Origin of the sequence: Pseudarthrobacter sp. YAF2, assembly GCF_052113345.1 — a bacterium.
In the GTDB taxonomy this organism is placed as follows: domain Bacteria; phylum Actinomycetota; class Actinomycetes; order Actinomycetales; family Micrococcaceae; genus Arthrobacter.
In genome coordinates, this window is the sequence record NZ_JBFRDA010000013.1 from 132,138 (window position 1) to 145,354 (window position 13,217).

Here is a 13,217-nt window from a genome sequence, read left to right on the forward strand (position 1 = left end):
CGTGAACCAGCCCGCCATCGCGGATGCCCTGCACCCCATCACCTGGCCGGACGGCGCCAAAGCCGCAGCCTCCTTCACCTTCGACGTGGACGCCGAGTCCTGCACCATCGCCCACGAGCCCACCAGCACCCGGCGCATGTCGCTGATGACCCACCAGTCCTACGGCCCCAAAGTCGCCGTACCGCGGCTCCTGAAAATCCTCGAGCGCCAGGACATCAAGGCCACCTTCTTCATCCCCGGCTTCACGGCGGAGTCCTACCCGGACGTGGTCCGGCGGATCGTCGACGGCGGGCACGAGGTGGGGCACCACGGCTACCTCCACGAACCGATGCAGGGCATTGACGCCGCCACCGAGGCCAGCTACATGGACCGCGGCCTCGAAGCCCTGGCCAAGGTGGCAGGGGTCCGGCCCGTGGGATACCGGGCGCCGTGGTGGGAACTGAACTGGCACTCCCCGGGCCTGCTGGCCAACCGCGGTTTCCTCTACGATTCCAGCCTGCTCGACGGCGATGCCCCCTACCGCTTCGCCGTCGCCGCCGATGATCCCCGGGACATCGTGGAAATCCCCGTGGACTGGACCCTGGACGACTGGGAACAGTACGCCTTCTACCCCGGCGTGACCGGCAGTGGCGTCATCGAAAGCCCGGCAAAGGTCCTGGAAATGTGGACTCTTGAGGCCGAGGCCCACCACTCCCAGGGCAGCTGCTTCGTCCTGACCAACCACCCGTTCATCTCCGGCCGGCCCTCCAAGGCCGTGGCACTGGAGCAGCTGATCGAGCGGGTGAAAGCGATGGACGGGATGTGGGTCACCACCATGGAACAGATTGCCCGCCACACCAAGGCCACGGTGGCCGGGGTCCACACCCACGCGCGGATTGACGTGCCGGTATTTCCGGGCGCGGGTGCGCAATTCGAGCCGGCCGTGGTGCGGCAGGGGGTGCCGGCCTAGGACCTGTTGCGCCCCACTACAGGATAGCCGGGCCCGTTTATGCGGGCCTGGCTATTCGGTTGCCGCCAGCAAAGACTTCATCTGCACGGCCGCGTTGCTGCCCGGGGCCGGCGTGTACACCACGATATGCAGGTCCGGCCGGTCGGAGGGGGAGACCTGGTGGTGTTCCAGCTGGAGTACTCCCTCGGCCGGGTGGTGGAAGAGGCGCTCGCGGGATTCGAAGCCCAGGATGTCGTAACGGTCCCACCCCTGCCGGAATTCCGGACTGGCGTCCTTGAGCCGTTCCACCTGGTACTGGATGTCCGGATCACCCAGCCGCTGCCCGGCTTCGGCGCGGAATTCGGCAAGGAACCGCTTGCTGGTGGTCTCCCAGTCCGGGAGCAGGTCGCGGACGTAGGGGTCGGTGAAAACCAGCCACAGCAGGTTCCGGTCCGCCGGAGCCACGGTGGCGATGTTGGGAAACAGTGCGGCATAGGCCTTGTTCCAACCGGCCACGCCCCAGTCCGGGAACAGCGCGAAACTTGGGTTGGGGTCCAGCGCATCCAGCAGCCGCTGGATATGGGGCGGGGCAGTGTCCGCCGCAGGCCCGGCGGGAGCGGAGGACGCGTAGCCGCCAAGAGACAGGACGTAACCCACGCCTGTTGCCGAGAGATGCAGGGCGCGGCTGACCGCTTCCAGGACCTGCCGCGACGGACTGATGTCCCGTCCCTGCTCAAGCCAGGTGTACCAGGTGACACTGACGCCGGAGAGGAACGCCACCTCCTCGCGACGCAGCCCCCGGTCACGCGCCCGGCCGATCGGTGGCAGGCCGTAGTCCGCCCGCAGCGCCTGGTCGCGCCGGGCCCTCAGGAAAAGGCCAAGTTCTTTTCGGCGCCCTGGTTCAGTCACCTAAAAATACTATTACTCTGGTACTCCCACTACTAGTAGCAAGAGCGTCTTCCCCACGGGCGGCGATGCCCGCAGGATGGTAAGCATGCCTGCACTTCGCTCTAGAACAGTCACCCACGGACGCAACATGGCCGGAGCCCGCGCACTGCTGCGCGCCTCCGGCGTCGCCAACTCGGACATCGGCAAGCCGATCATCGCCGTGGCCAACTCCTTCACCGAATTCGTCCCCGGCCACACCCACCTCGCCCCCGTGGGCCGCATTGTCTCCGACGCGATCCTCGCCGCCGGTGCCGTGCCGCGCGAGTTCAACACCATTGCCGTGGACGACGGCATCGCCATGGGCCACAGCGGCATGCTCTACTCACTGCCGTCCCGCGACCTGATCGCCGACTCCGTTGAGTACATGGTCAACGCCCACTGCGCCGACGCCCTGGTCTGCATCTCCAACTGCGACAAGATCACCCCGGGCATGCTCATGGCAGCACTGCGCCTGAACATCCCCGTGGTCTTCGTCTCCGGCGGCCCCATGGAAGCCGGCCGGGTGACCCTGACCGACGGCTCCGTCCGCTCCCTTGACCTGGTGAACGCGATCGCCGACGCCGTGGACGAGTCCATCTCCGATGCCGACATCAACCTCATCGAAGAGAATGCCTGCCCCACCTGCGGTTCCTGCTCCGGCATGTTCACCGCCAACTCCATGAACTGCCTCGCCGAGGCCATCGGCCTGGCCCTGCCCGGCAACGGCTCCGTGCTCGCGACCCACACCGCCCGCAAGGCGCTGTACGAGAAGGCCGGCGCCACCGTCGTCGAGCTGGTGAAGCGCTATTACGACGGCGACGACGAGTCCGTGCTGCCGCGCTCCATCGCCACCGCCAAGGCCTTCGACAACGCCATGGCCCTGGACATCTCCATGGGCGGCTCCACCAACACCATCCTGCACCTGCTGGCCGCGGCCCAGGAAGCAGGCGTGGACTACGGCCTGGCCGAGATGGACGCCAAGTCCCGGCAGGTGCCCTGCCTGGCCAAGGTGGCCCCGAACGTCGCCAAGGACAAGACCTACTACATGGAGGACGTGCACCGCGCCGGCGGCATCCCCGCCCTGCTGGGCGAGCTGAACCGCGGCGGCCTCCTGCACAAGGATGTCCACTCCGTGCACTCCGATGACCTGGACGGCTGGCTGGATGACTGGGACATCCGCGGCGGCAAGGCCACGGAGGAAGCGAAGGCCCTGTGGCACGCAGCCCCCGGCGGCGTCCGCTCCTCCACCGCGTTTTCCCAGTCGAACGAATGGACCTCCCTGGACACCGACGCCGCGGAAGGCTGCATCCGCTCCGTGGAGCACGCGTACTCCAAGGACGGCGGCCTGGCCGTGCTCCGCGGCAACGTGGCCGTTGATGGCGCAGTGGTGAAGACTGCCGGCGTGGACGAGTCCATCTGGATCTTCTCCGGCCCGGCCGTGGTGTGCGAGTCCCAGGACGAAGCCGTCGAAAAGATCCTGAACAAGACCGTCAAGGAAGGCGACGTGGTGGTCATCCGCTACGAAGGCCCGCGCGGCGGTCCGGGCATGCAGGAAATGCTGTACCCGACCTCGTTCCTCAAGGGCCGCGGCCTGGGCAAGAAGTGCGCCCTCATCACGGACGGCCGTTTCTCCGGCGGAACCTCGGGCCTGTCGATCGGGCACATCTCCCCGGAGGCTGCCTCCGGCGGGACCATCGCACTGGTGGAGGACGGTGACATCATCAGCATCGACATCACCCGGCGCTCCATGCAGCTGGAGGTCTCCGATGAGATCCTGGCCGAACGCCGCGAGAAGCTGGAAGTCAACGGCGGGTACAAGCCCAAGGACCGGGACCGCCAGGTTTCCGCTGCCCTGCGCGCCTACGCCGCCATGGCCCTCTCGGCGGACAAGGGAGCCGTCCGGGACGTGTCGCTGCTGGAGCGCTAACGCTCTTTCCCGGCGGGGGAGGGGCAGGTCCAATGGCCCTCCTCCGCATGGGGTTACCGCGCCACACTTGAAGGGTCATCGTCGGGCCCGGGGAGGTGTGGTGCGCAGCATCAACAAGTCTCTTCCCGCCGCGTCCCTGGGCGTGATGCTGCTGTCCGGGATGCTGGTGGCCGGCTGCTCGCCGCAGCCGGGAAGCCGGCAGCCTGCGCAGTCCTCTTCCGCTGCTGCCTCCGCAACGGCGACCGGGACGCCCGCCGCGCCGACGCCGTCGGACGTTCCGTCCACACCGGCCGCCCAAACAACGTCCGGCACGGCCGCGGCACAATGGACCACGTTTACGACGGCGGACGGCACCATGGCGTTCGATCTTCCGGCCGCTTGGCGCGTCAAGGACCCTGCGGGGGAACTGGCCGAGGGCGGCGGGGCATTCGCTGAGGTAAGGAACCAGGCCGGAAAGGTGATAGCCACGCTGAGGACCAACATGGCCACCGGATCCACCTGCACCGAGAGGTACCCCTACGAAATCCTGGACACCGTTGACGTCCCGGCATTGGTCCAGGGCGGAATGGTGCCGCAGTTCGTGTTCGAATCACGCGCAAACGCCGCGACGCCGGGGTTGTACAGCACACCGGACGCCGGCTACGGCATCACGTCCGGCCCCGCGGCAAGCGGAGCGGACGCCTGCCCCATCTTCCAGTTCTTCAGGTGGCCCCCGAATGCTGCCATGTTCGGTGCGTCCTACGACCCCGACAACAATGCGACGCCCGGCGACCCGTCCCTCCCATACCTGGAACTCGCCCGGAAGTACCGGGACACGGCCGAGTATTCGGACATCAGGAAGATGATCACCTCGCTGCGGCCGGTGAATCGCTAGCTGGATGCTGCGGGCAGGGGGCCTGCCCGGACAATGGGGGCAAAGGCCCCGCCCTGCTGTCCTGCCCCTCCGGTACCCTTTTCACATGGTGCAGGAAGTGGCCGATTACCGGGCAGAAGGCATCCTGCTCGCCGGGGCGGGACGGGCCATCCTGCTGCAGCTTGCCAATCCCGCCATCGGCCGCGGGGTGGCGGCACACAGCACCTTCACCCGGCGCCCCGTAAACCGGCTCAGGGGAACGCTCACCTACGTCTACGCCGTCGTGTACGGAACCGATGAGCAGGTGCACGAGGTCCGCCGCAGGGTGAACCGTGCCCATGCCCCCGTGCGGCGCGCGGCCGACGAGTCATCGGCCGGGTACAACGCCTACGATCCCGCGCTGCAGCTCTGGGTGGTGGCCACGCTCTACGACACGGCGCTCACCGTCATCGAGAAAATCTACGGCCCGCTCGACGACGAGTCCGCCGACGCCATGTACCAGGACTATGCGCGGCTCGGCACATCGCTGCAGGTTCCCGCGGGCTTGTGGCCCAAGGACCGGGCCGCGTTCGGCCGCTACTGGCAGGAGCAGCTTGCCGCCCTGCGCGTGGAGGAAGAAGGCGCGCTCGTCGGACGCGGCCTGCTGTACCCGGAACACACAGCCCTCTGGTACCGGGCCATTATGCCCTCGGCCCGGTTCCTGACAGCCGGGCTGCTTCCCGGCCAGCTGCGGAAAGACTTTGGCCTTGCCTGGAGCGACCGCCACGAGCGGCGCTTCGACCGGACCATGCGCGTCCTGGCGGTGGCCTACCCCAAACTGCCGCAGGGAACCCGGCACTGGTTCAAGGACTACTGCCTGGGCGAGCTCGACAAGGACCTGCGCAGGAGCGGCCAGCACCAACAGCGTCAGGGGACCCGTGCGTAGTTCCACCTCAGTCGAGCAGCGGATCGATGACTACGCCCACCGCTTCCTGGCCACCTCCCCTGCCCGCGGCGCCAGGGCACGGCTCACCGAATTCGTCGTTTTTGGCCTCAAGCAAGGCTGGGCCTGCATCTTCGGAGCCGCGCTCCTGGCGGTGCTCTTGGCGGCCCGGCTCTGGTACCCGGACACGGCGGTGCTGGCACGGAACGACTTCCTGACCCTCGCCGCCGTCGTGATCCAGGTCCTGATGGTCGCCTTCAAACTGGAAACCCTGAAGGAACTGCGCGTCATTGTCCTGTTCCATCTGGTGGGGACCGTCATGGAACTGTTCAAGACCGACGTCGGCTCCTGGTCCTACGGGGCCGAGGGCTTCCTCCGGGTGGGTGCGGTACCGCTCTTCAGCGGCTTCATGTACGCCGCCGTGGGCTCGTACATGGTGCGCGTCTACCGGCTCTTCGACCTGAAATTCGCTGCCTACCCACGCCGCTGGATCACCGCCATCCTGGCCGGCGCCATCTACGCCAACTTCTTCACCCACCACTACATCTGGGACCTGCGCTGGGTGCTGCTGGCCGCCGTCGTCATTGTCTATGGCCGCTGCGTGATGCACTTCCGCGTGTTCCGCCGGGAGTTCCGGATGCCGCTGGCAGTCTCCTTCCTGCTGGTGGCCCTGTTCATCTGGATCGCCGAGAACATCGCCACCTGGTCCGGGGCCTGGCTCTACCCCAGCCAGGTTGCTGGCTGGCACCCGGTAGGCCTGGAGAAACTCGTTTCCTGGTTCCTGTTGATGCTCATCTCCGTGGTGCTGGTGGCCTGGGTGTACAAGCCCCAGCCGCCGGAAACGGACAACGGACGACGCCGGGACGTTCCGTCGGCTGCCTTGCCGCGCTAGAGGGGGTCTGCCAAAACCCGTTTCAACAGAGCCCTCGCTAGGGCTGGGGGAACGCGCTTTGATGGACACTATGCCCCCCGAAACTACAGTCAGCAGTACCCGCGAGCCGCAGAAAACCCATGGCCCCGAGCACCACCAGGCCCACTGGGGAGGCGTCTTCGCGATGTCGTTGTGCGTCTTCGCCCTGATCGCCTCCGAATTCATGCCGGTCAGCCTGCTCACGCCCATGGCCTCGGATCTTCAGGTCTCCGAAGGGATGGTGGGGCAGGGAATCGCGATCTCCGGCCTGTTCGCGGTCCTGACCAGCCTGTCGGTGTCCACCCTGGCCGGCAGCATGAACCGCAAGACCCTGCTGCTGGGCCTCACGGCGCTGATGGCACTCTCCGGAGCGTTGGTGGCCATGGCACCGGGATACCTGCTCTTCATGGTCGGCCGCGCCCTTATCGGCATAGTGATCGGTGGATTCTGGTCCCTGTCCGCAGCCAGCGCCATGCGGCTGGTGCCCGCCCACCAGGTGGCACGCGCCCTGGCGATCTTCAATGGCGGCAACGCCCTTGCCACGGTTTTGGCCGCCCCGCTGGGCAGCTACCTGGGCGCCGTCATGGGCTGGCGCGCTGCTTTCTTTTGCCTGGTGCCGTTAGCCGTGGTTGCCATGGTCTGGCAGTGGATCAGCCTTCCGTCCATGAAGGTGGACAAGCCGCGGGAGTCCGGCAGCGTCTTCGGGATTTTCGCCGCGTTCAAATGCCGGCCGGTAGCCTGGGGCATGGCCGCCTGTGGGTCCTTCTTCATGGGACAGTTCGTCCTGTTCACCTATATCCGCCCGTTCCTGGAACGGGTGACGCGCGTTGATGCGGCCACCGTGTCCCTGGTCCTGCTGGTGATGGGGGTGGCAGGATTTGCGGGCACCATGCTGATCGGCCGGTTCCTTGGGAAAGGCCTGTACCGGACGCTCGCCACCATTCCCGTGCTTATGGCCGTCATCGCGGCCCTGCTCGTTCCGGCCGGCGGCTGGATCGCCGCCGTCGTGGTTCTTTTGGGCCTGTGGGGCCTGCTGTCCACGGCCGCGCCGGTGGGCTGGTGGAGCTGGATCGCCGAGGCCATGCCGCACGATGCCGAGGCAGGCGGCGGGCTGATGGTGGCTGTGGTCCAGACGTCGATTGCCATCGGATCAACCCTGGGCGGCGTACTGTTCGACTCTGCCGGCCACGGCGGCACCTTCATCGCGAGCGCAGCGGTTCTTTCGGCCGCGGGCGTCCTGGCCTTCGTGACCGCCCGGGCCACACGCCGCACCGCCTGAGCAGGCAACAGATTTTCTGTCAACCGAATCAACAGGAGGAGACCATGAAGTTCACCAAGAGCGGCGGCCAGACCGGCGCCGGGCCAAAGGAATGGTTCACCGGAACGGTGCACATCGATGGGATCCGCAACCCCGATGAGCAGTCGGCCGTAGGCTGTGCCCACGTCCGGTTCGCCCCGGGTGCCCGCACCGCATGGCACCACCACCCCAAGGGCCAGACCCTCTACGTCACCGACGGCATTGGGCTGGTGGCCCGGCGCGGCGGCGAGGTCCATGAAATCCGTCCCGGCGATGTGGTCTACATCGAGCCGGGCGAGGAGCACTGGCACGGGGCAACCCCGGAGCGGTTCATGGCGCACGTCGCCATGCACGAAGCCGATGCGAACGGCCAGGTGGTCACCTGGCTCGACCACGTCACTGACGAAGAGTACGGGGCTTAGCTCCCGCGCCGGGCAGGAAAAAGAGCGGACGACGCCGGAAGAATCCGGCGTCGTCCGCTCGCCTCGTTGCGGGTAAGGGTCAGTCGTCGTAGGTGTTGGCGATGTAGACATCGCACGGGGCGTTGTGAGCCACGCTGTTGGCGACGCTGCCCAGGAGCCGGCCGATGCCGCGCATCCTCCGGTTACCCACCACGATCAGCCGCGCATCCAGGCGGATGGCTTCCTTGATCAGGGAATCGGCAGGCTTGCCGCGTGCGGCGAAGTGGGTGACCTCCACCCCCGGACGTGAGCCAACCAAGGATTTGGCCACGAGCTCCGAGCTGTCCGCGTTGGAGATCCTGACCTTGTCCGAGCCCACGCCGTACACTTCGGCATTCTCGGTTTCAAACGCTGTCACCACATGAAGTGATGCTCCCAGCGATTCAGCCAGGCCCAGGGCAACTTCCGCTGCCTTCCGTGCCGATGCGCTGGCATCCACACCTACTACGACTACTCCACTCATGCTTTGGGGTCCTTCCCTCGTACCGACGTCAATCGTCCACCTGCCAGTCTAGGGAATACCCGCATCAGCGCCGGTATCACACAGTTGCTGCCGGAACTGTGGCCGCCGCCCGTTTGTGCAGGTGCTCCGGGTGTCAAGCCCGCACGTGCCCCTGGGCCATGTCGGCGATGTTCTCGGTGACTGCCCAGGAGGCGAGGAAGCTTGAGGGCTTCCTCGGAGGGGCTGCCGGGTGTGGCCGGATACACGGTGAGGGTATGCCCTGGGTCCTCCTCCAGGCCCAGGACCTGGTAGTTCAGCTCCAGCAACCCCACCACCGGGTGCTGGAAGAACTTGGTGCCTGCGTAGTGGCGCCGGACGTTGTGGGCGGCCCACAGGGTCCGGAATTCATCGCTGCGCATGGACAGTTCGCCGATGAGTTCGGCGATGCCCTTGTCATGCGGGTTGCGGCCGGCCTCGCGGCGGAGGATGGCCACGTTGGTGTTCGCTGCCCGGTCCCAGTCCGTATAGAAGTTGTGGGCGCGGGGGTCGAGGAAGATGAACCGGGAGTGGTTGGCCGGCCGTGACGGGTTCCGGTACATATCCGAGTAGAGGGCGTAGCCCAGGGTGTTGGCTGCCACGATGTCCATCCGGTTGTTGCCGATGAAGGCGGGTGCCCCCGTGATGGTGTCCAGGAGGAACTGCAATTCCGGCCGCACCGCCGAGGACGCGGAACCGCCGGCGCTCGCAGCCCGCTTGCGTCCGGAGGAGTTGGCCGCCCTTGCCAGGTCGTAGAGGTGGTCATGCTCGGCCCGGTCCAGTCCAAGGGCGCCGGCAATGGCATCCAGGACGCTGTCCGAGACACCGCTGAGGTTGCCCCGTTCAAGCCGCGTGTAATAGTCCACGCTGACCCCTGCCAGCCGTGCCACCTCCTCGCGCCGCAGCCCCGGGACCCTGCGCCGGCCGCCGTACGGTTCAATGCCTGCCTGCTCGGGGGTGATGCGTCCACGGCGGGAGGAGAGGAACTGACGTACCTCGGCTCGGTTATCCATAGGGAACACGTTACGACGATTCCTTCAACCATAAGGAGGGTCTGCCAGAACCAGTTACAGCAGGGCCCTCGCTAACTGCCGGCGGTGCAGGTTTGATGTAATCGTCCGCTTTCAGCCTTTCAGCATTTGGAGGACCCAGCATGCGCGCAACCATCATGCACGCCCCCGGAGACGTCCGCGTCGAGGACCGTGACAAGCCCGCCATCAAGCAGCCCACGGACGCGGTCATCAAGCTCGTTGCCGCCTGCGTGTGCGGGTCCGATCTGTGGCCCTACCGCGGTGCCGACAAGCTGGCCCGGCCCCAGCCGATGGGCCACGAGTACGTGGGCATCATCGACGAAGTCGGCGCCGACGTGAAGACCGTCCACCCCGGCCAGTTCGTCGTCGGGTCCTTCTTCGCCTCGGACAACACCTGCGAAATCTGCCGCTCCGGCTACCAAAGCGGCTGCGTCCACCGCCAGGGCGTGGGCGGCGCCCAGGCCGAGTACCTGCGTGTCCCGCTGGCGGACGGCACTTTGGTGGCCACCGCGGAAATGCCCGACGCCGGGAAGATTCCGTCGCTGCTTGCCGCCTCCGATGTCCTGGGCACCGGCTGGTTCGCCGCCAAGGCGGCCGAGGTGGGCCCCGGCAAGACCGTTGCGGTAGTGGGGGACGGCGCCGTGGGACTCCTGGGGATCCTGGCGGCGAAGCAGATGGGCGCCGAGAGGATCATTGCCATGTCCAGGCATGCCGACCGGCAGGCACTGGCCCGCGAATTCGGTGCCACCGACATCGTGGAGGAGCGCGGGGACGCAGGCGTGACGAAAATCAAGGAACTCACCGGCGGGCTTGGCGCGCACTCCGTGCTCGAAGCCGTGGGCACCCAGGAATCCATGCTGCAGGCCATCCACGCCACCCGGGCGGGAGGCCACGTTGGTTTCGTGGGTGTGTCCCATGATGTGGCGCTGCCCGGAAGGGACCTGTTCTACTCGCACGTCCACCTCCACGGCGGTCCCGCCCCGGTCCGGCAATACCTGCCCGAGCTGATCGACCTGATCCTCCGCGGCGAGATCAATCCCGGTAAAGTGTTCGACCTCGAACTGCCGCTGGAGCAGGCAGCGGAGGCCTACAAGGCCATGGACGAACGCCGGGCCATCAAGGTGCTGTTGCGCCCGTGACCGCAGTCCTGCCGTGGCCGGCAACGATGGCCCGCAAAGGTAGGACTCCCAAGACCAGGTACAACAGGGCCACCCTGGCTGTGCCCCTGCACAGGGTTTCACCAGGCAAGCCCTTGTAACATCGAGTTATCCCCCAACAGATCAGAGGAGAACCATGACTACCGTCAAGGCTTATGCATCCCCGTCCGCCACGGAGGACCTGGTGGCAACCACCATTGAACGCCGCGAGGTGGGTCCGCACGATGTCATGATCGAGATCAAGTTCGCCGGTATTTGCCACTCGGACATCCACACCGTCCGCGGCGACTGGGGCCCGCAGCAGTACCCGCTGGTTCCCGGCCACGAGATTGCCGGCATCGTCACCGAGGTTGGCCCGGCCGTCACCAAGCACGCCGTTGGCGACCGCGTGGGTGTTGGCTGCATGGTCAACTCCTGCAAGGAATGCGTCAACTGCCAGAAGGGCGAGGAGCAGTACTGCCTCAAGGGCAACGTAGGCACCTACGGCGCCGTTGACCGCGATGGCACCATCACCCAGGGCGGCTACTCCACCCACGTCGTGGTCACCGAGGACTTCGTGGTGACCATCCCCGAGGGCATCGAGCTCGATGTCGCTGCACCGCTGCTGTGCGCCGGCATCACCACCTACTCCCCGCTGCGGCACTGGGGCGCCGGTCCGGGCAAGAAGGTCGCAGTCGTCGGCCTCGGCGGACTGGGCCACATGGCCGTCAAGCTGGCCCACGCCATGGGCGCCGACGTGACGGTCCTGTCGCAGTCGCTGAAGAAGCAGGAAGACGGCCTCCGCCTGGGCGCTGACAGCTACTACGCCACCAGCGATGAGAACACCTTCAGTGAACTCGCCGGCTCCTTCGACCTGATCATCAACACTGTCAGCGCCTCGATCGACATCAGCTCTTACCTGGGCCTGCTGAAGCTCGACGGCGCCCTGGTGAACGTCGGCGCCCCCGCCGAGCCGCTTCCCGTCAACGCCTTCGCACTGATTGGCGGACGCCGTTCCTTCGCCGGTTCCATGATCGGCGGCATCCGCGAAACCCAGGAGATGCTCAACTTCTGTGCCGAGCACCACCTGGGCGCCGAGATCGAGGTCATCCCGGCCGACAAGATCAACGATGCCTACGAGCGCGTCCTCGCCTCGGATGTCCGGTACCGCTTCGTGATCGATACCGCCACCCTCTAAGGCACCACCAACGTGCGGAGGGCTGGCTCCGAAAGGGGCCGGCCCGCCGTCGTGCTTAGGACGCGTGTGGAGGACGACGCCGGGACGGACCTCAGGGGGTGAGGCTTCGCAGGATCGACGCGGCCGGGCCTTCCATGGTGGTCCGGTAGTTGATTCCCGCCCACAGGTTCAGCCCTTCCGGATCGCCTGCGACCGCGGCCGCGGCACGCAGTGGAGTGGTGAGGTGGTGGATTTCCGGATACCCGTAGGGCGCGTCGCCGTCATGGCGGCGCATGAACCCGTTGTACAGGCCGCGGGCGTTGCGGCCTGAAAAGGCACGGGTGACGGCGGTGGTGGTGAATCGGTCCGACGATGACAACGCAGCCCGGTGCGCCGGCTTGGTTCCCGCCTCGTCAGCGCGGAGGAACGCCGTCCCGGCCTGGACGGCCACGGCACCGACGCTGAGGGCCGCCCGGGTATCATCCGCGGTGGCGATTCCACCCGCCGCGACAAGGGGAACCTCAAGATCGGACAGTTCCTCGAGGATCCCGTGCAGCGGCACCTCGGGCGGGGCACCGGCTGCGTTGAACGTCCCCCGGTGGCCGCCGGCTTCGGGCCCCTGGACGCAGAGGGCATCAGCACCGCGGGTAAGTGCCTGGAGCGCCTCTTCGCGGCCTGTCACCGTGGCCATGACGTAGACCCCGTGTTCCTTCAGGGCCTCCACCACGCCGGCGCCGGGAAAATCGAAGGTAAAGGACACCACGGCCGGTGCCAGGTCCAGCAGGACCTCAAGCTTGTTGTCCCAGTCGTCATCGTCATGCCGTGGATCCCCCAGTGCGACGCCGAAGTGTTCAGCGTCGGGGGCAAGCGAAGCGGCATAGCGCTGCAGGGTTTCGGGAGTAATGACGGACGGCTGGGGGACAAAAAGGTTCACGCCGAATGGCGCGCCCGTTTGTTTCCTGACGGTTTCAATGTCGGCGCGCATCGCGGCCGCAGTCTTGTAGCCTGCAGCCAGGAAGCCCAGGCCGCCATTGGTGCTGACGGCAACCGCCAGCTCCGGAGTGGACGGCCCACCGGCCATAGGCGCCTGGATGACGGGCAGCTCCAGGGACTTGAGACTGAACCGACGTGGTTTCAGCTGGGTGTTCAACAAATCCCTCCCGGGCAGGC

General features: G+C 66.7%; 12 protein-coding genes and 1 pseudogene. 9 read left to right on the forward strand and 4 right to left on the reverse strand.

All coding sequences use genetic code 11. The features are described from left to right. Position 1: 1 nt before the first annotated feature. The gene (locus tag AB4Y79_RS14440; protein ID WP_441863067.1) at positions 2-949 is read left to right on the forward strand and encodes a polysaccharide deacetylase family protein; all 948 of its coding nucleotides are present in this window, start codon (positions 2-4) and stop codon (positions 947-949) included. Positions 950-1,000: 51 nt separating this feature from the next. Here the strand turns inward: AB4Y79_RS14440 and AB4Y79_RS14445 are convergent, their stop codons facing one another. Then, positions 1,001-1,837: a helix-turn-helix transcriptional regulator gene (locus AB4Y79_RS14445; RefSeq protein WP_441863069.1), complete on the reverse strand. Its 837-nt coding sequence runs from the start codon at positions 1,835-1,837 to the stop codon at positions 1,001-1,003. A gap of 85 nt (positions 1,838-1,922) precedes the next feature. Here AB4Y79_RS14445 and ilvD point away from each other — a divergent pair, with 85 nt between their 5' ends. The 6 genes from ilvD (at position 1,923) to AB4Y79_RS14475 (ending at position 8,186) form a co-directional block, all read left to right on the forward strand. Further along, positions 1,923-3,782, forward strand: coding sequence for a dihydroxy-acid dehydratase (ilvD, locus tag AB4Y79_RS14450; protein ID WP_441863072.1), 1,860 nt, complete (start codon positions 1,923-1,925; stop codon positions 3,780-3,782). 100 nt (positions 3,783-3,882) lie between these two features. After that, complete coding sequence (locus AB4Y79_RS14455; protein WP_441863075.1) at positions 3,883-4,656, forward strand: hypothetical protein; 774 nt, start codon at positions 3,883-3,885, stop codon at positions 4,654-4,656. An 85-nt stretch (positions 4,657-4,741) separates the two neighbouring features. Further along, complete coding sequence (locus AB4Y79_RS14460; RefSeq protein WP_441863077.1) at positions 4,742-5,560, forward strand: oxygenase MpaB family protein; 819 nt, start codon at positions 4,742-4,744, stop codon at positions 5,558-5,560. Beyond that, positions 5,553-6,449, forward strand: coding sequence for a DUF817 domain-containing protein (locus tag AB4Y79_RS14465; protein ID WP_441863079.1), 897 nt, complete (start codon positions 5,553-5,555; stop codon positions 6,447-6,449). The genes AB4Y79_RS14460 and AB4Y79_RS14465 overlap by 8 nt, the downstream gene beginning before the upstream one ends. A gap of 70 nt (positions 6,450-6,519) precedes the next feature. After that, positions 6,520-7,746 carry an MFS transporter gene (locus AB4Y79_RS14470; protein ID WP_441863081.1) on the forward strand — a complete coding sequence of 409 codons (1,227 nt, stop codon included), beginning with the start codon at positions 6,520-6,522 and terminating at the stop codon, positions 7,744-7,746. A 44-nt stretch (positions 7,747-7,790) separates the two neighbouring features. Continuing rightward, positions 7,791-8,186 carry a (R)-mandelonitrile lyase gene (locus AB4Y79_RS14475; RefSeq protein ID WP_441863084.1) on the forward strand — a complete coding sequence of 132 codons (396 nt, stop codon included), beginning with the start codon at positions 7,791-7,793 and terminating at the stop codon, positions 8,184-8,186. Between the two features lie 79 nt (positions 8,187-8,265). Here AB4Y79_RS14475 and AB4Y79_RS14480 read toward each other — a convergent pair whose 3' ends face one another. Then, positions 8,266-8,688: a universal stress protein gene (locus AB4Y79_RS14480; protein ID WP_441863086.1), complete on the reverse strand. Its 423-nt coding sequence runs from the start codon at positions 8,686-8,688 to the stop codon at positions 8,266-8,268. A 133-nt stretch (positions 8,689-8,821) separates the two neighbouring features. Further along, positions 8,822-9,716, reverse strand: a pseudogene (locus AB4Y79_RS14485) (helix-turn-helix transcriptional regulator). Positions 9,717-9,856: 140 nt separating this feature from the next. On the opposite strand from AB4Y79_RS14485, the gene AB4Y79_RS14490 reads away from it, so the two are divergent. Both AB4Y79_RS14490 and AB4Y79_RS14495 read left to right on the forward strand, forming a co-directional pair. Next, complete coding sequence (locus AB4Y79_RS14490; protein WP_441863088.1) at positions 9,857-10,873, forward strand: zinc-dependent alcohol dehydrogenase family protein; 1,017 nt, start codon at positions 9,857-9,859, stop codon at positions 10,871-10,873. Positions 10,874-11,027: 154 nt separating this feature from the next. Beyond that, on the forward strand, positions 11,028-12,068 hold the full coding sequence (locus AB4Y79_RS14495; RefSeq protein ID WP_441863090.1) for an NAD(P)-dependent alcohol dehydrogenase: 1,041 nt from the start codon (positions 11,028-11,030) through the stop codon (positions 12,066-12,068). 91 nt (positions 12,069-12,159) lie between these two features. Here AB4Y79_RS14495 and AB4Y79_RS14500 read toward each other — a convergent pair whose 3' ends face one another. Beyond that, positions 12,160-13,197, reverse strand: coding sequence for a nitronate monooxygenase (locus AB4Y79_RS14500; RefSeq protein WP_441863092.1), 1,038 nt, complete (start codon positions 13,195-13,197; stop codon positions 12,160-12,162). Between the last annotated feature and the right edge of the window lie 20 nt (positions 13,198-13,217).

Excerpts from the sequence above, each read along its gene's own strand:
- AB4Y79_RS14495 (WP_441863090.1), top strand. The coding sequence starts at position 11,028 with ATGACTACCGTCAAGGCTTATGCATCCCCGTCCGCCACGGAGGACCTG.
- AB4Y79_RS14480 (WP_441863086.1), bottom strand. The coding sequence starts at position 8,688 with ATGAGTGGAGTAGTCGTAGTAGGTGTGGATGCCAGCGCATCGGCACGG.
- AB4Y79_RS14470 (WP_441863081.1), top strand. The coding sequence starts at position 6,520 with ATGCCCCCCGAAACTACAGTCAGCAGTACCCGCGAGCCGCAGAAAACC.
- AB4Y79_RS14460 (WP_441863077.1), top strand. The coding sequence starts at position 4,742 with ATGGTGCAGGAAGTGGCCGATTACCGGGCAGAAGGCATCCTGCTCGCC.
- AB4Y79_RS14475 (WP_441863084.1), top strand. The coding sequence starts at position 7,791 with ATGAAGTTCACCAAGAGCGGCGGCCAGACCGGCGCCGGGCCAAAGGAA.
- AB4Y79_RS14490 (WP_441863088.1), top strand. The coding sequence starts at position 9,857 with ATGCGCGCAACCATCATGCACGCCCCCGGAGACGTCCGCGTCGAGGAC.
- ilvD (WP_441863072.1), top strand. The coding sequence starts at position 1,923 with ATGCCTGCACTTCGCTCTAGAACAGTCACCCACGGACGCAACATGGCC.